Source organism: Pseudomonas fluorescens NCIMB 11764 (genome assembly GCF_000293885.2).
Taxonomy (GTDB): Bacteria; Pseudomonadota; Gammaproteobacteria; order Pseudomonadales; family Pseudomonadaceae; genus Aquipseudomonas; species Aquipseudomonas fluorescens_B.
In genome coordinates, this window is the sequence record NZ_CP010945.1 from 1,994,006 (window position 1) to 2,012,567 (window position 18,562).

Consider the following 18,562-nt stretch of genomic DNA (forward strand, 5'->3'; position numbering starts at 1 on the left):
CACATTGGGTGAACGACGCAAATCCTGTGGGAGCGTGGCTTGCCCGCGATTGCTTTTTCAGCCGCACGGCAACTGGCCGGGCCAGGCTCAATTCCGTAACATCCGCCCCCTCTATCCCTGCTGTGTTCTGTTCCCATGAAAGCAAAACGTCTGCGCGCCGATCTCCTGGCCGGGCTCACCACCTCATTTGCCCTGCTTCCCGAATGCATCGCCTTCGCGCTGGTGGCCCACCTCAACCCGCTGATGGGGCTTTATGGAGCGTTCATCATTTGCACCCTGACTGCGCTGTTCGGCGGCCGGCCGGGCATGGTGTCGGGCGCGGCCGGTTCGATGGCCGTAGTGATCGTCGCGTTGGTGGTGCAGCACGGTGTGCAATATTTACTCGCGACGGTGTTGCTGGGTGGCCTGATCATGCTGGCGTTCGGGTTGCTGAAACTCGGCAAGCTGGTACGCATGGTGCCGCACCCGGTGATGCTCGGCTTCGTCAACGGCCTGGCGATCATCATTGCGTTGGCGCAACTCGAACACTTCAAGAGCGGTGACGCCTGGCTCAGCGGCACGCCGTTGTATGTGATGACGGGGCTGGTGGCGCTGACGATGGCGATTGTCTATCTGCTGCCGCGTCTGACGCGTGCGGTGCCACCGGCATTGGTGGCGATTCTTGGCGTGGGGCTGGCGGTTTATCTGCTCGGCCTGCCGACCCGCACGCTCGGCGACATGGCACACATCGCCGGCGGCTTGCCGACGTTTGCCTGGCCGGACATTCCATGGACGCTGGACACCCTGCGCATCATCGCGCCTTACGCGATCCTGATGGCGCTGGTCGGTCTGCTGGAAACTCTGCTGACCCTGAACCTCACCGATGAAATCACCGAAAGCCGTGGCTTTCCGGATCGCGAGTGCGTGGCGCTGGGCGCGGCCAACATGGTGTCCGGTGTGTTTGGCGGCATGGGTGGCTGCGCGATGATCGGCCAGACCGTGATCAACCTCAGTTCCGGAGGTCGTGGCCGGCTGTCCGGCGTGGTGGCCGGTGTGCTGATTCTGCTGTTCATCCTGTTTTTATCACCCTTGATCGAGCGCATCCCACTGGCGGCACTGGTCGGGGTGATGTTCGTGGTGTCGCAGCAAACCTTCGCCTGGGCTTCGCTGCGGGTCGCGAACAAGGTGCCGTTGAATGACGTGCTGGTGATCGTCGCGGTGACGGTCATTACCGTGTTCACCGATCTGGCGACCGCCGTGCTGTGCGGGATCATCATTGCCGCGCTCAACTTCGCCTGGCAGCAGGCTCGCGAACTGTATGCCGACAGTCACCTCGAAGCTGACGGCAGCAAGCTTTACTTGCTGCATGGCACGCTGTTCTTCGCCTCGACGACGCCTTTTCTCAATCAGTTCGACCCGGCCAATGACCCGTCCGTGGTGACGATCGACTGCCGTCACCTGAGCTTCGTCGATTACTCAGCCATCGCGGCGCTCAAGACCCTGCGCGAACGCTACGCCAAGGCCGGCAAGCACCTGCGCGTGCTGCACTTGTCCGAGCGTTGCAAGAAGTTGCTCAAGCGTGCGCGGGTGAGTCACGACTGAGTAACATCGGGCAGGCGCGATGAAAATCCGCCTGCCCGATTTTCATATCCGCCGACCTCGCATGCCTCTGCGCGACAACCCTTACCCCTTTACGAAAATTACTTTCACCTCGTTTGAGTTTCACGCTTCGAAATGTTTTAAGAGTTTCACAAAACTTTCGACGTGACCCTTTCGAGGAGTACCGCATGACCCTGTCCTTCGGCTATTGGCTGCTGGTGTATGCCGCCATCGCCATCATTGCCCTGATCGTTCTGATCGCCCGTTACCGGCTTAATCCCTTCATCGTCATCACCCTGGTGTCCATCGGCCTCGCGCTGCTGGCCGGCATGCCGCCGTCCGGGGTGGTCGGTGCGTACGAGGCCGGCGTCGGCAAGACCCTGGGGCATATCGCGCTGGTGGTGGCGCTGGGCACGATGCTCGGCAAGATGATGGCCGAGTCCGGCGGTGCCGAGCAGGTGGCGCGCACCTTGATCGACCGTTTCGGCGAGAAGAACGCGCACTGGGCGATGGTCTGCATCGCGTTCCTGGTTGGGCTGCCGTTGTTCTTCGAGGTCGGTTTTGTGTTGCTGGTGCCGATCGCCTTTACCGTGGCGCGCCGGGTCGGGGTGTCGATCCTGATGGTCGGGTTGCCGATGGTGGCCGGGCTCTCGGTGGTGCATGCCCTGGTGCCGCCGCACCCGGCGGCGATGCTGGCGGTGCAGGTGTATGGGGCGTCGGTCGGGCAGACTTTGATGTACGCGATTCTGATCGGCATTCCGACCGCGATCATCGCCGGTCCGCTGTACGCCAGGTTCATCGTGCCGCGCATTCAATTGCCGGCGGAAAACCCGCTGGAGCGGCAGTTCCTCGAACGCGAACCACGCGACAGCCTGCCGGGTTTCGGCATCACCATGGCGACCATTCTGCTGCCGGTGGTGCTGATGCTGATCGGCGGCTGGGCCAACCTGATTTCCACGCCGGGCAGCGGCTTCAACCAGTTTCTGCTGTTCATCGGCAACTCGGTGATCGCCTTGCTGCTGGCGACCTTGCTGAGCTTCTGGACCCTCGGCATTGCCCAGGGCTTCAACCGCGAATCGATCCTCAAGTTCACCAACGAATGCCTGGCGCCGACCGCCAGCATCACCCTGCTGGTCGGCGCTGGCGGCGGGTTGAACCGGATTCTGGTGGACGCCGGGGTGACCGATCAGATCGTCAGCCTGGCCCATGAATTTCACCTGTCGCCGCTGCTGATGGGCTGGCTGTTCGCCGCGCTGATGCGCATTGCCACTGGCTCTGCCACCGTAGCGATGACCACCGCCTCGGGCATCGTCGCGCCGGTGGCCATTGGTCTGGGTTATCCGCATCCGGAGTTGCTGGTGCTGGCGACGGGCGCGGGGTCGGTGATCTTTTCCCACGTCAACGACGGCGGCTTCTGGTTGATCAAGGAATACTTCAACATGAGCGTCGCCCAGACCTTCAAGACCTGGACCGTGCTGGAGACCATCATTTCAGTGGTCGCCTTTGCGTTGACCGTAGGTCTTTCTTACCTGATTTAACCGGAGCCGCCTGCCATGGACATCCTCTATCAGATCCGCGCCCGTCAGGATTCCTTCAGCGCCGGCGAAGGACGCATCGCCCGGCTGATGCTCGACGACGTAGGGTTTGCCTCTGCCGCCAGCCTCGATGAGCTGGCGCTGAAAGCGGAAGTCAGCACCGCCACGCTGTCGCGTTTCGCCCGCACCGTGGGTTGCCGCGACTTGCGGGACTTGCGCCTGCAACTGGCTCAGGCCAGCGGCGTCGGCAGCCGTTTTCTCGACCCGGCGGGTACGCCCGATCAGTCGGCGTTCTACGGGCAGATCGTCGGCGATATCGAGTCCACTTTGCGCCAGCATCTGTCGGCGTTCGACGAGTCGCGTTTTGCTGATGCAGTCAAACTGCTGGGCAAGGCGCGGATGATTCACGCCTTCGGCATGGGCGGTTGCTCGACCTTGTGCAGCGATGAACTGCAAGTGCGGCTGGTGCGGTTCGGTTACCCGATTTCGGCGTGCCACGACCCGGTGATGATGCGCGTCACTGCTGCCAGCCTGGGCGCGGAACACGCGGTTATCGTGTGTTCGCTGACCGGCATCACTCCAGAATTGCTCGAAGCCGTCGCGCTGGCGCGCAACTACGGCGCACGGATTGTCGCCATCACCCGGGCCGACTCGCCGCTGGCGCAATTGGCCGATGTGCTGCTGCCGCTGCAGGGCGTCGAAACCTCGTTCATCTACAAACCCACGGCGGCGCGCTACGGCATGCTGCTGGCCATCGACGTGCTTGCCACCGAACTGGCGCTGGCCAATCCTGAAGACAATCAAGAGCGTCTGCGGCGGATCAAACTTGCCCTGGACGATTACCGCGGCGGCGACGATCACTTGCCGCTGGGAGACTGACATGAAGTACGACACGCTGATTCGCAACGCTCTGATCATCGACGGCAGCAACGCCCCCGGTTACCCCGCCGACCTGGCGATTCTGAATGGCCGCATCGAGCGCATCGGCGACTTGCACGACGCCACAGCCACTGAAGAAATCGACGCGGCAGGGAGGGTGCTGGCGCCAGGTTTCATCGATGTGCACACCCACGACGACACGGTGGTGATCCGCCAGCCGCAGATGCTGCCCAAGCTCAGCCAGGGCGTGACCACCGTCATTGTGGGCAACTGCGGGATCAGCGCTTCGCCGGTAAGTTTGAAAGGTGATCCACCCGACCCGATGAACTTGCTCGGTACCTCGGCGGCCTTCGTTTATCCGACCTTCCGCGACTACCGCACGGCGGTCGAGGCGGCGAACACCACGTTGAACGTCGCCGCACTGGTGGGCCACACCGCGTTGCGCAGCAATCACCTCGACGACCTGTTCCGCACCGCCACGCCGGATGAAATCAGCGCGATGCGTGAGCAACTGCGCGAAAGCCTTGAAGCGGGCGCTTTGGGCTTATCCACAGGCCTGGCTTATGCCAGCGCCTTCTCGGCCTCCACCGATGAAGTGATGCAACTGACCGAAGAACTGACCGCGTTCGGTGCGGTGTACACCACCCATTTACGCAGCGAATTCGAGCCGGTGCTGGAAGCCATGGACGAGGCGTTCAAGATCGGTCGCCATGCGAAGTCACCGGTGATCATTTCCCACCTCAAATGTGCCGGCGCTGGTAACTGGGGGCGGAGTCCTCAGCTGTTGGCGTCGCTTGAAGCGGCCGCGAAAACCCACCCGGTGGGCTGCGATTGTTATCCCTACGCGGCGAGCTCTTCGACCCTGGACCTCAAGCAAGTCACCGACGCCCATCGCATCACCATCACCTGGTCCACACCACACCCGGAATTGGGCGGTCGCGACCTGCTGGACATTGCTGCGGAATGGAGTGTGCCATTACTCGAAGCTGCTCGCCGACTGCAACCGGCCGGCGCGGTGTATTACGGAATGGACGAGAACGATGTGCGAAGAATCCTCGCGCATCCGCTGTCGATGGTCGGCTCTGACGGACTGCCGGAAGACCCGTTTCCGCATCCGCGTCTGTGGGGCGCATTCCCGCGGGTGCTCGGACATTTCAGTCGCGATGTCGGGCTGTTTCCGCTGCACACGGCGGTGCACAAAATGACCGGATTGTCCGCGGCGCGATTCGGCTTGAAACAGCGCGGCGAAATCCGTGAAGGGCATTGGGCGGACCTGGTGTTGTTCAATCCTGCAACCATTCGCGATGTCGCCGATTTCAGTGACCCGCAACGCGCGGCAGAAGGCATCGACGGCGTGTGGGTCAACGGTGTGTTGAGTTACAGCGAAGGGCAGGCAAACGGCAGAAGGGAAGGGCGGTTTCTGGCGCGGGAAGGGGATTTGCGTGACGGGTTTCAGTAAGCATTTCGAGTGCTGCGTCACAGTGGTGGCACATTGCGATTAAAGAAAGCCCTCGCCAAGCCGAAGCGCTGACACTAGCCCGGCTACACTCTGGGCCTTTCCAGTCTGGGAGCAACTTTATGAGCTGCGGCAAAACCACCCCGATCCTGCGGATTTTCGACGAAAACAAAGCCGTGGAGTTCTACGTCGACTTCCTCGGTTTCAAGATCGACTGGCAGCATCGTTTCGAGTCGGATTTTCCGTTGTACCTGCAAGTGTCCCGTGGCGAATGCGTGCTGCATTTGTCCGAGCACCACGGCGACAGCACACCGGGTTCGGCGCTGCGCATCGAGACCGATGAACTGGAAGCGTTTCAGCAGCAATTGCTCGCCAAGGAATACAAGTTTTCGCACCCACAGATCCAGGCCATGCCGTGGGGCAGCCAGGACATGACCATCGCCGACCCGTTCGGCAATCGGTTGGTGTTTACCAATGCGATCAGTGTGTAACGCGGCGGGGTCGAGTCAGATCTGCCTTGGCGCCAGATAGAGCGGTGAATACCAGGCCGGGCGGATCCGAATTATCTGTTGCTTGTCGAAAGCCATCGCGGGCTTGCCCGCGATGGGGTCAGTGATTCAATGCTGACTGAATGTCAGACGCGGAAATGGCTCACCATCATCTGCAACTGATTACCCAACCGTGCCAGTTCAACACTGGACTTGGCCGTTTCGTCGCTGGCCGCGGCGGTCTGTTCGGACACGTCGCGCACATTGATGATGCTGCGGCTGATCTCTTCGGCCACGGCGCTTTGCTGTTCGGCAGCCGCGGCGATCTGCTGGTTCATCGACTGGATGTTGGACACTGTGCGGGTGATGTTTTCCAGTGACACACCGGCCTTGCGGGTCAGGGCGACGCTGCTGTCGGTGAGGGCGCGGCTGTTGTTCATCACCGTCGACACTTGTTGCGTGCCGTTTTGCAGACCCGCCACCAGGCCTTCGATTTCCTCGGTGGATTTCTGCGTGCGCTGGGCCAGGCCACGAACCTCGTCGGCCACCACCGCAAAACCACGACCGGCTTCACCGGCACGGGCGGCTTCGATGGCAGCGTTGAGCGCCAGCAGGTTGGTCTGCTCGGCGACGGCCTTGATCACGTCCATGACGCTGCCGATCTTGTCGCTTTCCTGTTGCAACACGCTCATGGCTTCGGTGGAACGCGCCACTTCGCTGGCCAGGCGTTCGATCTGGGCGATGGCTTCGTTGACCACCTTGTCGCCTTCGCGGGCTTCGCCGTCGGCAGCGGCTGCGGCTTGCGAGGCTTCTTCGGCGTTGCGTGCGACTTCCTGCACGGTGGCCGTCATTTCGTGCATGGCGGTGGCCACCTGATCGGTCTCGATCTTCTGGCTGTTCACGCCGGCGCTGGTCTGCCCGGTCACGGCCGACAGTTCTTCGGCAGCGCTGGCGATCTGGGTCACGCCGTCGCGGATGCCGCTGATCAAGTCACGCAGGGTCACGCCCATGCGTGCGATGCCTTGCTGCAACACACCGAGTTCATCGCGGCGAGTGACCTTGACGTCCTGGGACAGGTCGCCGCTGGCGATGCGTTCAACCACGGCCAGCGTGTCGCGCAGCGGGCCGGTGATCTGACGGGTGATGATCACGGCGGCAATGACGCCCACCAGCAACGCCAGCAAGGTACTGATCAGTTGCAGGGTGCGGGCCTGCGCGCTTTCGGCGTCACGGCGGTCGAGCTGGATCTGATACAGCTGCTCGCTGAGGCTCACGATGGCGCCGCCCTGGTCGGTCATCTCCTTGCGTGCCTGCACCGCATCGACGCTCGCGGTCTTATAGGCCTGCAAAGCGCTGCGGTAATTGTGCAGCGCGGTTTCCAGTTGACGCAGGGCGTCCTGCTGAGAGTCTGCGAAATGCACATTCAGTTGTTTCAGGCTGGCGATGGCCGCGTCCAGTTGGCCGACGGCTTTCTGCTCGGTCTCGGCGTTGGTGGTCGCGGTGTAGCCGCGCACTTCGTAGCGGGCCAGCATGAACGCTTCCTTGGCGGCGGTGATGGCCTGGAATTGGTCGAAGCGCTGATCGCTCAGTGGCATTTGCTGTACGTGGGTGTTGATGGCGTTGATCAGCGAGTACGCGTTTTCCGCATTGGCGCCCATGGCGTCGCGTGCGCTGTTGCCGGTGCGGTAGGCGCTGCGCATTTTGTTCAGGGACGTTTTGTACGCCTCAATCTGCGTGCCTTGCTCTTTGAGCAGCTTGATGTTTTCCGGGCTCTTGAATTTCACCAGCAGCGCTTGTTGCTGAGCGGCAAACGCATCCAGGGTGGTCTGTACATTCTGTGCGGCGGTTTCATCGCCGTTGGTCAGCATGTATTGCAGGCGAACCACACGCAGTTTGGTCAGGCCGGCATTGAGCTGGGTGATGTCGCTCATCCAGTTGCTGCGGTCAATCAAGCCGCCCAGGCTTGTCCAGCCGGTGAGGGCGAGGATGCAGGTCAGTGCCAGGACCAGGCCAAACCCCAGGCCCAGTTTCATGTTCACGCTGATGTTGCCGAACCAGCTATTCATCAAATTCCTCCAGGAACGTTGCGCTTTTTGGTCGTCGGTTGGCTGGAAGATTGTTGTTTTTGGTAGCCAAGGATATGTAGCAGGTCTGTATCGGCAGCAAGCACGAGAGCTGAAAGGATTTTGTTGGAGCGATGTGTAACAAGGTTTTTGAGGGTGAATTAAGCTTTTTTTCACATCGGTTTCACCCCTAGCGGACGCCAGGCTCCCTACCCTCGCGGCATCGAATCAAGGGATGCATGCCGGTGAGGCGGCCTGATGTGGAACTGAGACTGAATCTGTTCGGGGTAACGCGCTCGATTGATCTGAGCCGTTTGACCCGCTATCGAAATACTGCGGTAGTGCTGGCCTCTGTGCTGTTGGTGATTCCGCTGACGGTCTGGCTGCTGCGGCCTGCGGCGGTGCCAGACCTGGCCCACGGCAATGTCGCCGGCGCCCAGGCGTTACTGAGCGGCTGGGCCAAGGGGGACCTGATTGTGCTGGTGCGTCATGTCGAGCGCTGCGATCACTCCAAAGCCGCGTGCCTGAGTGGCAATGACGGCATTACCGATCGCTCCCGCAGTGTCGCGGTGAGTGTCGGTGCGCAGTTCGAACAGTTGGGGCTGGAAAAGGCAGACATCTACAACAGCCCGATGATTCGTACCGCACAGACCGCCGGCTATATGTTCAACAAGGTGAGCGCCAATGAAGACTGGCTGATCAGCTGCAAGGGCACGATGCTGCGCGACGCGCTGGCGCACAAAGTGGCAGGTCGCAATCTGATTCTGGTGACTCACAGCGAATGCATGGCGCAGATTGAGAAAGACCTCAAGTTACCGGCTGCCACCCTCGGTTACGGTGCCTCTTTGTTTATCTCCGCCGCCACACCACAAACACCGCAAATGCTCGGTTTCATCGAAGCTTCCGACTGGCGCACGGTGACCTCCCAATGAGTAAGTCCCTACGCTTTTACGGCTTCAATTTCGGTATTCCGCTGGCCTGTGCGGCGATGGTTTTCCTGTTGTTCGACATGACGAAAATCGACATCGCGTTCAGCAATCTGTTTTTTGATCCGGTGACCCAGACGTTTCCGCTCGACCAGGTTCACTTCTTTGAAAAGCTCACCCACAAGTGGGCGCGCATCATTCCGAACTGGACCGGTGAACTCGCGTTGATCGGCGCGATGCTGTCGTTTGTCTGGCCGCTGACCAACCCGCAGAAGCATCCGCGCCTTGGCCGTTTTCTGGTGCGGAGCAAAGCCGCTTCGGTGCTGCGATTTGCCCACGACCATCGTCGGGACTTTCTGTTTGTAGTGATCGCGTTTGCCATTTGCACCGGTGTGATTCATTTCCTCAAGTCGCACACCAGCGTGTATTGCCCGATTGAAACGACCCTCTACGGCGGAAAAATTGCCCATATGGAGTGGTACAGCAACTTCCAGTTGTTCAGGGAGGCCGGCGATGGCCGCTGCTGGCCGGGCGGACATGCTTCGGGAGGGTTCACCATGCTTGCGCTGTACTTTGTTGCGCGCCGTTACCGCTGGCGCCATTCGAAAGCGCTGATGTACGGCTCGCTGTTCCTCGGTTTCGTCTACGGCACGACTCGGGTTCTGCAAGGCTGGCATTACATGTCCCACACCCTCTGGGCCGGGATCTTCGTCTGGCTGGCGTGCTTGCTGACCGCGCTGGCGTTTTATGGGCGAGCGCGCCTGGAGTTGCCCGTGCTGCAAAAGCACAAAGAGCCGCTGGTTTTAATCCAGTCGACCAGTGTTTCCTGAAGGCAAAAAAAAGCCCGCGGGAGGGCGGGCAAACCGTAGTTTCTTGAATGAGCGAGGGCAATGTACCGGTTGGCGAGGTGTGTCGGGGTGAAGAAAAATTTATGTGGCGCAATGGCCTTTCGCTGCGAAAGGTTATTGGCTTTTTTATAAACACACCATAAATGCCATGCCACTCCCTCGACGTCACCGTGTGCCTGACATGATGCTCCCACCGCCGCACGCCCAATCCCTCCCGCCGATCCAGCGACGCCCGACCGTCAGGTCCATGATCAGCGTCGGTTGCGACCCCGCGTCAAGCAACGCCCCTCCCGCCGTCAGGCAACGGATCTCGGCCTGAAGTCCGCACACCAGCACGTGTCCCACTTGCAAACTGGACAGATAATCTATGGCCATCAGGTGATGGCGCGTAGCCATGCCTGATGAAAATGCGATCAGCGTGGATCAGGTTTTCATCGTCCGGTGTGGGGGGGCGCCGAGTTATTTCTCGAAAAGTGGTTCCAGAGGCGGTGTCGCCTGAGTCATTGGATGTCGATATGTCATTTATTAATGTCGTCAATAAAATGGCGAATAATCGTTGTCGAGAGCCGTATGGCGGCTTAATGGACAAACTATTGACAGTGCGTCGCCGATCTCACATTATCTGCGCCGCATTAATGGCCTTGCGCCATAAAATCGACGTTGCCGGACACTACCTACTGAACCTTTGAGATTGAGAAGATGTCGCAGTCTCAGGCGTGAGAGGCTAAGTGCCATCAGCTCGAATCAATGATCTACAGAGTCACCGTTTGGCGGACTTTACATACGAAGTGTCCGTGTGAATCTTCAGGAATAAACTTCATGCTTGATGGGCGAATACTGGTTACCGGCGGTGCAGGATTTATTGGGTCACACCTTGTGGAAGCGTTGCTTGGCAAAGGCTACAAGGTTCGCGTACTGGATAATTTGTCGACCGGAAAGGTCGGTAATCTGCCGGTGGGTAACGCCAATCTGAACCTGGTCGTCGGCGATGTAGCGGACGATGCCGCGGTAGAACAAGCCATGCGTGATTGCACCGCAGTCGTGCACCTGGCGGCGGTGGCCTCGGTACAAGCCTCGGTAGATGATCCGGTCAGCACCCATCAAAGCAACTTCGTTGGCACGCTCAACGTGTGTGAGCACATGATGAAGGCCGGTATCAAGCGCGTGGTATTCGCGTCCAGCGCGGCCATCTACGGCAACAATGGCGAAGGCTCTGCAATCGACGAGGACACCCCCAAGTCCCCGCTCACGCCTTATGCCAGCGACAAACTGGCCAGCGAGTATTACCTGGACTTCTACCGCCGTGAACATGGCCTGGAGCCGGTGGTCCTGAGGTTCTTCAATATCTTCGGCCCGCGCCAGGACCCTTCGTCGCCGTACTCCGGCGTGATCAGCATTTTCACCGAACGGGCCATGGCCCGGCAGCCTGTGGCGATTTTCGGCGACGGTGAACAGACCCGTGACTTTGTCTACGTCCAGGACCTGGTAAGCATCCTCGTCCAGGCCGTGGAAGCCAACGAACCGAGCCCCGGCGCGGTGAATGTCGGGCTCAGTCGTTCCACCAGCCTCAACGATCTGATCACTGAACTGGGGAACGCCACCGGCAACCCTCTGACGGTGACTTATCAGGCGCCGCGTCAAGGCGATATTCGCCATTCACGCGCTAATAACGCTCGCCTGCTCGAGCGTTTTACGCTGGCGACACCGACCTCCATTGGTGACGGTTTAGCACAGCTTTTGCGCAGTTTGTAACCCGCCCGTTCCACCCATTGGTGTGCAGGCAGTCTCGGTTCAGTTCCTTTCAAGAGTGAATTATGGAAATCGTTTTTCGCAGGACGCGTGTCCGCTCAGTCGCCAGGCGTCTATTCGCTGCCGTGGCACTCTTCGTGAGCGGACCAGCCGTCCAGGCTGCAGCGGTACAGTCTCCATCCAGTGTGGCTTTCTGGTATGCCGAACAGCCACCGCTGTCTGAACTGGCTCAGTTCGAATGGTCTGTGGTCGAGCCGGGTCACATGACGGCCAACGATGTCAAAACCTTGCGCAAATTAGGCAGCCAGCCGTTTGCATATGTGTCCGTCGGCGAGTTCGATGGCAACAAGGCTGAAATCGACAAGGCGGGGCTGGGCAAGGCGGTCACGTCGGTGCGAAACGACTCCTGGGACAGTCAGGTCATGGACCTCACTGCGCCAGCCTGGCGGGAGCACTTGCTCGGCCGCGCCAAAGCGCTGCAAGCGCAAGGGTATGCCGGTCTGTTTCTGGACACCCTCGACAGTTTTCAGTTATTGCCAGAAGCGTCGCAGCAAGCCCAGCGTGTTGCCCTTGCCAGTTTCCTGCGCGAACTGCACAGCCGTCAGCCAACGCTGAAGCTGTTTTTCAATCGTGGATTTGAAGTGTTGCCCGAGCTTGATGGCGTGGCGGCAGCAGTGGCTTTTGAATCCCTGTACGCCGGCTGGGATCCTGCCGCCAAGCGTTATCGGCCGGTCCCGGAAGCTGATCGCCAGTGGTTGATGGGTGAGTTGCAACCCCTGCGCGCCAAAGGCATACCGCTGGTTGCGATCGACTATCTGCCGCCGGAGCGTCGTGAAGAAGCACGCAAGCTGGCCAAACGCCTGCGCGATGAGGGTTTCATTCCCTTCATCAGCACGCCTGAATTGGACTCGATGGGTATCAGTAACATCGAAGTCCAGCCGCGGCGGATCGCAATGATCTACGATCCGCGTGAAGATGAACTGACCAGCAACGCCGGCCACACAATGCTCGGCGGTCTGATCGAATACCTGGGATACCGGGTTGATTACCTGGCTGTGGACAGCTTGCCGGAGCATCGTTTCAGCGGCCTGTACGCGGGCATTATCACCTGGATGGCCAGTGGTACTCCGCAGGACAGCGCCGGGTTCAACCGTTGGCTCAACAAGCGCCTCGACGAGAAGGTGCCGTTAGCGTTTTTCGCCAGCCTGCCAATTGAAGACAAAGTGTTGCTCAAGCGTCTGGGGTTGAATCTGTCCAGCCCGCCGGGCACTCAAACCTTGAACATCACTTATCAGGACAAGTCGTTGATCGGGGCCTTCGAAGCACCGGTACAAGCCCGATCCCGCGACCTGAGCGCTATTTCCGTACTGCCCCAGGGGCCAAAACCCGCGCTGTTGCTGACGGGCAAAAACGGCCAGACGTTCGCGCCGGTGGCGGTTGGCGAGTGGGGCGGTCTGGCACTTTCTCCGTATGTCCTGGAAACGAACAGCGAACGCAGCCGCTGGATCATCGACCCGTTCGCCTTTCTTCAGGCGGCCCTGCACTTGCCGGAGCAGCCTCGTCCGGACACCACCACGGAAAACGGTCGGCGAATCGCGACGGTGCATATCGATGGCGATGGTTTCCCTTCGCGCGCCGAAGTGCGTGGTTCGCCGTATGCCGGCAAGCAAGTGCTCGACGATTTCATTCGGCCCAACCCGTTTCTGACCTCGGTATCGATCATTGAGGGGGAGATTTCGCCGCGCGGCATGTTCCCGCATCTGGCTCGCGAGCTGGAGCCGATTGCGCGTGAGTTGTTCGCCAGCCCTAAAGTCGAAGTCGCCACGCACACCTTCAGCCATCCGTTTTTCATGCAACCGGAACAAGCCCGGAAACGGGAGGACTTTAACCCTGAGTACGGCTTGAAAATGGCCATCCCGGGTTATGACACGATCGATTTTCGCCGCGAGATCTTCGGTTCGCGCGACTACATCAACCAACGTCTCACCACCCCGGAAAAACCGGTAAAGATGGTCTTCTGGCCGGGCGATGCCTTGCCGTCGGCAGCCACCATAAAACTGGCCTACGACGCTGGCCTGAAAAACGTCAACGGCGCCTCGACCATGCTGACCAAGGCCAAGCCATCGCTGACCGGGTTGTATCCGCTGTTGCGTCCCACCGAAGGTGGCTTGCAGTACTACGCGCCGATCATCAACGAGAACGTCTACACCAATCTCTGGAAAGGCCCGTATTACGGCTTCCGCGAAGTGATCGAGACCTTTGAACTGACCGACAGCCCGCGCCGATTACGCGGTCTGCACCTCTATTACCACTTCTACTCGGGCACCAAGCAGGCCTCGATCAAAGCCATGAACGACATCTATGCGTTCATGAAAGACCAGCAGCCGATGTCATTGTGGATGAGCGATTACATCGATCGGTTGCACGGCCTGTACCAGTCGAGCCTGGCGCGTACGGCCGAAGGCGCCTGGCAGGTTCGAGGGATGGATGCATTGCGCACTGTGCGGCTTGACCCGCAAATGGGTTGGCCGGATCTGCTGCGCTCCCAAGGTGTCGCCGGGGTGCGTGATTTGCCTCAGGGACGCTATGTGCATTTGAGCAGTGACCAGGCGCTGTTGGTCTTGCGTCCTGACCGGGATGACAGACCTGCGCTGGAGGAGGCCAATCTACCGTTGGTGGACTGGCGTTATCTGGATGATCGGCGCGTGAGCTTTTCGTTTGCCGGAGAATTCGATCTGAGCTTCTCGGTTCGCTCCTCGAGCGCTTGCCGGGTGGAAGTGGATGGCCAGCGTTTCACGGGCAAGGCATCCGCCGGTCTGTGGACTTTTCAGTTACCCATGAAGCAGGTGAGTAATGCTCAACTCCTCTGCAACTAACTCCTCGGTAACTAAAAGCGGCCGTCTGCTCAATCCCTGGGCATTGGCGGCGGTAGCGGTCGCAGTGGGGGGAATACTGTGGGCGACTTTCCAGCGTGAGGAAGTGTTCCAGCCCGATGGTCGAGAGCCGGATGCAGTGTCGGCCAACTATGCCGAGTTGCTGCTGGCGGCCCACCCGTCGGACGACCACCTGCGCCTGCAATTGGTCGATCTGTTGATTCGTCTCGGTGACTACACGAAGGCGCGCCAGTATCTGGAGAGTTGGCCTGATCCTGCGCCGGAGGTACAGGCGTACTACCGGCTTGAGCTGGATACATTGGTGGCGGTGAACAGCGAAGATCCTGCTGTGCGGCTGGCGCTGGTGGAGCGGCTCAAAAGCTTGGACCATCGCAAGTTGTCACTGCCGCAATTACAGAACCTGGCCCGCCTGGCGTTGTCGTTGCAGGCACCCGCCATGGCGGCCAGCGTCTATGAAGAAATTGCCGACCGTGACCCCACGCTGCGTACCGAGGCGTTGAGGTCTGCTGCCCAGTGGCATTTGGCGGGCGAGCAGCCGGGCCTGGCGGCAGACATCTATCTGCGGCTGAAAAGAGACAGCGTGCAGCCCGCTGAACGTCGAGAGTTTGCCCAATTGGCGTTCAACAGTCTGCTGGCTGATGGTCGCGGCGAACAGGCAACGCAAGTACTGGCCGATGAACTCGGTGGGCTCAAGGATCCGCAAGGCGATTCGGTCTGGCTGGAGCAGGGCGTTGACGTCGCGGTTGCGAACAACCGCTTCGACCTGGCTCAGCTGTTCCTCGAGCAGTGGCGCGTTTTTCAGCCGGACAATACGCAACGCCTCAGAAAAGAATTCAGCCTGCGTCTGGCATTGAACGAACTCAACGGCGCGTGGGAGAGCGGCCAGCAATTGCTCGTCAGTTTTCCCGATGAGCAGGCATTGCTGGAACAAATGGCGCACCTGGGCGAATGGCGTGGCGACAACCGCGCGGCACTGGATTACTGGATTCGTTTGCTCGAGCTCAACGAAACGGCGCCAGTCCGTGAGCACGCCTGGCGTCTGGCAAGCCAGGAGTTCGATTTTGACCGGTCGATTCCATTGCTTGAAGAAATCATGGACCAGCGAGCGCTGACCGACATCGAGCTGGATGCCCTGATTTATGGCCATGAATCGCGGGGTACACCGCAGCAGGCCGAATCATGGCTGCGCCAATACCTACGTAAATACCCGGCCCATCGTCTGGCCTGGACACGATTGCTGCAAAATCTTGAAAACACCGGGCAGTTTGCGAAAAAGACCGAGGTTTACCAGGACATGTCGAAACGTTTCACGCTGACTGGCGCCGAACGGGTCGAATGGGCTCATACCTACCTTCTGCTGTTTGACAATCGCCAGGCCTGGGAAGTCGTTAAGGCGAATGACCCCGCCATCTCCGATCAGGATTACTGGCGTGTGCGGGCCTTCCTGGCCTGGGAGCTGGAGCGTGACGATGAGTTGCAGTTGTCCATGGAGAAACTGCTGACCCTCAAAGGTGCGCTGGACAGTAACGAGGAGACTCAGTTGATCTCCAGTTATCGCATCAGCAATCCGCAGCGCGCGCTGCAATTGACCGTGGCCAGTTGGGAGCGCACCCACAATCCGCTGCGGCTGGTCGACGCGCTGCTGATGGCTCAGGAGTTGGAGGATTGGCCACTGGTAGAGACGTTGCTCAAGGACGCCAGCCAGAATCCGGAGATTGACGAGCAGGCTCAGGTGCTGGCGGTGCGCGCCGCCCTGGCCGTGCAGCAGGGGCAATACGAAGAGGCAGAGCGCTTGTACCTGTCGGGTTTATCGCGTTATCCCAATGACAATCTGTTTCGCGAGCGTCTGATGTGGCTTTACATCGACCGAGGTAACACGGCGGCGCTCAAGCCGCTGCTGACCCGGTGGCGGAGTCAGGCGCGGAACGACCAGACCCTTTGGCTGGCGTTTGCCAGTGCCAGCCAGATATTCGGTCGCGACAGCGAAGCGTTGGCCTGGTATCGCATGTACCTCAAGAACAACTCGCAGGACTGGCTGGTTCAGGCGGCTTATGCCGATGCGCTTTACAGCGCCGGGTATCAGGATGCGGCCCAGCGTCTGCGCTTGAAGCTGTTGCGCAGCCCAGAGGGTGAAAACCTTCAGCCATCGTCTCAGCGCTACACGACCTGGCTGCGCCTGATGGCCAGCAGTTATTCGCCACGGGCGGCACAGCGAGAAGTGTTGAAGTGGAAAGATGGTTCGCCGGCCATGTTGCAGTTATGGTTCGAACGCCTGTTGGCGCGTCTGGATGCGACAAACCAGGAGGCGCAAAAAGACGAGTGGCTGGCGTGGGCGCAGAGCCAGGGCCTGAAGGTCGAGCGTTACGAGCAGATTCAACAGGCCCTGCGCAGCCGTAACAAAGCCCAGGTCGAAACACTGTTGGCCGGTAGCGATCTGAACCCGGCCCAGCGGGCCCAGGCTTTGACCCGTCTGGGGCGTCTGGGAGAAGCACTCGACACCAGCCTCTCTGCGCTGGGGGACGATCAGCCTGCCGACGTGCGTGAGCAACTGCGCAATCAGGCGGTAGAACTGCAGGAGCGCACGCCTCAGGGTATGTTGTTGTCCTGGCAGGCGCAGAATTTCGGCGGTGTGCAATTTGATGCCCCGACGTTGCAGATCGCGCACAACCTGGGTGATCACTGGTACGCCGATCTCGAACTGGAACAGGGTTCGTACAACGACGAAGATATCGAGTCATCCAAGCTCGGCCAGGAGCGTAACGCCGCCCTGACCCTGCAACGCTCGGTTGAAGACGGCAGTTACAAACTGTTCGCCGACACCAGTCAGCGCAAGGACGATGACCGTAATGGCCTGGGGCTGTCGCGCACCTGGGAATTGGGCGTGAGTGATGAACTGGAAACGGGTGTGGGCTGGCATCGCAAGAGCGAGGACAGCGGGCTGATGCGCGCTTTCGGTCAGCAGGACAGCGTTTGGCTGGGCGGTCGTCACAGCCTGACGGCCCGCGACCAGCTCAGTTGGGAAGTCTCGCAGCGTTCGTTTTCAACGCGGGCGGGCGACAGCCTCGGCGATGGTCACGCCCTGAAAATGGAGTTGAACCACACGCTGGAGTTCGCCGGTCCCAACTGGACCGTGCGCAGCGGTGTCGACTATCAGAAAAACCGGGTCAAGAACACCAATCTGGACTACCTGTCGAGTAACTATGGCGGCGCGATAAAACAGTTGGCGCCTGAAGTGGTCATCGATGAGGACACCGGTTTGCCCGAGCCGATCGATCCACTCGACATCGAAACGGTCACCGCCAAGGACCTGCTGCAAAGCCGCTACGGCCAACTGTATGTCGGCAGCACCTGGCGTCGCGGTATACCGGGCGCGCTGGTGCGCACCAAGCCGCAATACACCTGGCTGGTGGACGCGACGGCCGGTTGGCAATGGACCGATCAAACCTTCAATTACGGCCTCAACACCGGCATCGGTTTTGAAGTGCTGGGTGACGACGAACTGGCCCTGACCATCGGTTACCAGTCCGCGCCACAAGGCGGGGATGGTAAATCGGGCGGAACACTGGGTGTGAGCTACGGCGTGCGGTTTGGACGCTGATCATGGAATGTCTACGGAGAAAAACTATGCAAGCAATTCGTAATCTGGGCCTGGCCCTCGCCGTCCTGTTCGTCGCCGGTTGCGCCAGCTTCACCGATGAATCCAGCCCGAACCTGCCGCGCAACGCGCAGTGGGGCATCGTGCCGATGGTCAACTATTCGCAGACGCCGCAGGCCGGTGAGCGCAGCGAGCAGATCCTGCTCAGTGTTCTCAGCAGTCACGGTCTACAACCCCAGGTTTACCCGGCCAGCACCCAGGGCGAACAAGCGCTGATGGATGACAATGAACGTCTGGCCGGAGCCCTGGAATGGGCACGCGAGCAGAAACTCGATTATGTGATCGCCGGCAGCGTGGAAGAGTGGCAGTACAAGAACGGCCTGGACGGCGAGCCGGCGGTGGGCATCAGCCTGCGCGTACTCGAAGGCAGCAGCGGTCGCGTACTCTGGAGCAAGAGTGGCGCACGTGCCGGTTGGTCCCGTGAAAGCCTCGCGGGCACCGCTCAAACGGTGCTCGACAAACTTGTCGGCGCCCTTCGGTTCGAGTGATTG

Annotated in this window: 12 protein-coding genes and 2 pseudogenes; 11 read left to right on the forward strand and 3 right to left on the reverse strand. The window is 60.1% G+C overall.

The window, feature by feature from the left end:
• Positions 1-135: 135 nt before the first annotated feature.
• The 5 genes from B723_RS09045 to B723_RS09065 all read left to right on the forward strand — a co-directional run bounded on the left by B723_RS09045 (position 136) and on the right by B723_RS09065 (position 5,939).
• Positions 136-1,581, forward strand: a complete 1,446-nt coding sequence (locus B723_RS09045; RefSeq protein WP_017336422.1) for a SulP family inorganic anion transporter — start codon at positions 136-138, stop codon at positions 1,579-1,581.
• Between the two features lie 185 nt (positions 1,582-1,766).
• Entirely contained in the window at positions 1,767-3,116 is a 1,350-nt protein-coding gene (locus B723_RS09050) for a gluconate:H+ symporter (protein WP_052909684.1), read from the forward strand.
• A 15-nt stretch (positions 3,117-3,131) separates the two neighbouring features.
• The gene (locus B723_RS09055; protein ID WP_017336423.1) at positions 3,132-3,992 is read left to right on the forward strand and encodes a MurR/RpiR family transcriptional regulator; all 861 of its coding nucleotides are present in this window, start codon (positions 3,132-3,134) and stop codon (positions 3,990-3,992) included.
• Between the two features lies 1 nt (position 3,993).
• The gene (locus B723_RS09060; protein WP_017336424.1) at positions 3,994-5,451 is read left to right on the forward strand and encodes an N-acyl-D-amino-acid deacylase family protein; all 1,458 of its coding nucleotides are present in this window, start codon (positions 3,994-3,996) and stop codon (positions 5,449-5,451) included.
• Positions 5,452-5,570: 119 nt separating this feature from the next.
• Positions 5,571-5,939, forward strand: a complete 369-nt coding sequence (locus B723_RS09065) for a glyoxalase superfamily protein (protein ID WP_017336425.1) — start codon at positions 5,571-5,573, stop codon at positions 5,937-5,939.
• A gap of 143 nt (positions 5,940-6,082) precedes the next feature.
• Here B723_RS09065 and B723_RS34090 read toward each other — a convergent pair whose 3' ends face one another.
• On the reverse strand, positions 6,083-6,946 hold the full coding sequence (locus B723_RS34090; RefSeq protein ID WP_414879634.1) for a methyl-accepting chemotaxis protein: 864 nt from the start codon (positions 6,944-6,946) through the stop codon (positions 6,083-6,085).
• A 42-nt stretch (positions 6,947-6,988) separates the two neighbouring features.
• Positions 6,989-8,002 (reverse strand): annotated as a pseudogene (locus B723_RS34095) (methyl-accepting chemotaxis protein); the annotation flags it as partial.
• Positions 8,003-8,259: 257 nt separating this feature from the next.
• On the opposite strand from B723_RS34095, the gene B723_RS09075 reads away from it, so the two are divergent.
• Positions 8,260-8,931 (forward strand): histidine phosphatase family protein, encoded by a 672-nt coding sequence (locus B723_RS09075; RefSeq protein ID WP_017336427.1) that lies wholly within the window; start codon positions 8,260-8,262, stop codon positions 8,929-8,931.
• Complete coding sequence (locus B723_RS09080; protein WP_017336428.1) at positions 8,928-9,755, forward strand: phosphatase PAP2 family protein; 828 nt, start codon at positions 8,928-8,930, stop codon at positions 9,753-9,755. Before B723_RS09075 ends, B723_RS09080 begins: the two co-directional genes overlap by 4 nt.
• A gap of 172 nt (positions 9,756-9,927) precedes the next feature.
• Here the strand turns inward: B723_RS09080 and B723_RS09085 are convergent.
• Positions 9,928-10,221: pseudogene (locus tag B723_RS09085) on the reverse strand (hydrolase); the annotation flags it as partial.
• A 371-nt stretch (positions 10,222-10,592) separates the two neighbouring features.
• Between B723_RS09085 and B723_RS09090 the strand changes: the two are divergent.
• From B723_RS09090 to B723_RS09105, 4 genes are all read left to right on the forward strand, one after another.
• A complete protein-coding gene (locus B723_RS09090; protein ID WP_017336429.1) occupies positions 10,593-11,525 on the forward strand; it encodes an NAD-dependent epimerase/dehydratase family protein in 933 nt (310 codons plus the stop codon).
• Positions 11,526-11,587: 62 nt separating this feature from the next.
• Positions 11,588-14,398: a bifunctional glycoside hydrolase 114/ polysaccharide deacetylase family protein gene (locus tag B723_RS09095; RefSeq protein ID WP_017336430.1), complete on the forward strand. Its 2,811-nt coding sequence runs from the start codon at positions 11,588-11,590 to the stop codon at positions 14,396-14,398.
• On the forward strand, positions 14,376-18,014 hold the full coding sequence (locus B723_RS09100) for a tetratricopeptide repeat protein (protein WP_017336431.1): 3,639 nt from the start codon (positions 14,376-14,378) through the stop codon (positions 18,012-18,014). Before B723_RS09095 ends, B723_RS09100 begins: the two co-directional genes overlap by 23 nt.
• Positions 18,015-18,040: 26 nt before the next feature.
• A complete protein-coding gene (locus B723_RS09105; RefSeq protein ID WP_017336432.1) occupies positions 18,041-18,559 on the forward strand; it encodes a hypothetical protein in 519 nt (172 codons plus the stop codon).
• Positions 18,560-18,562: the final 3 nt, after the last annotated feature.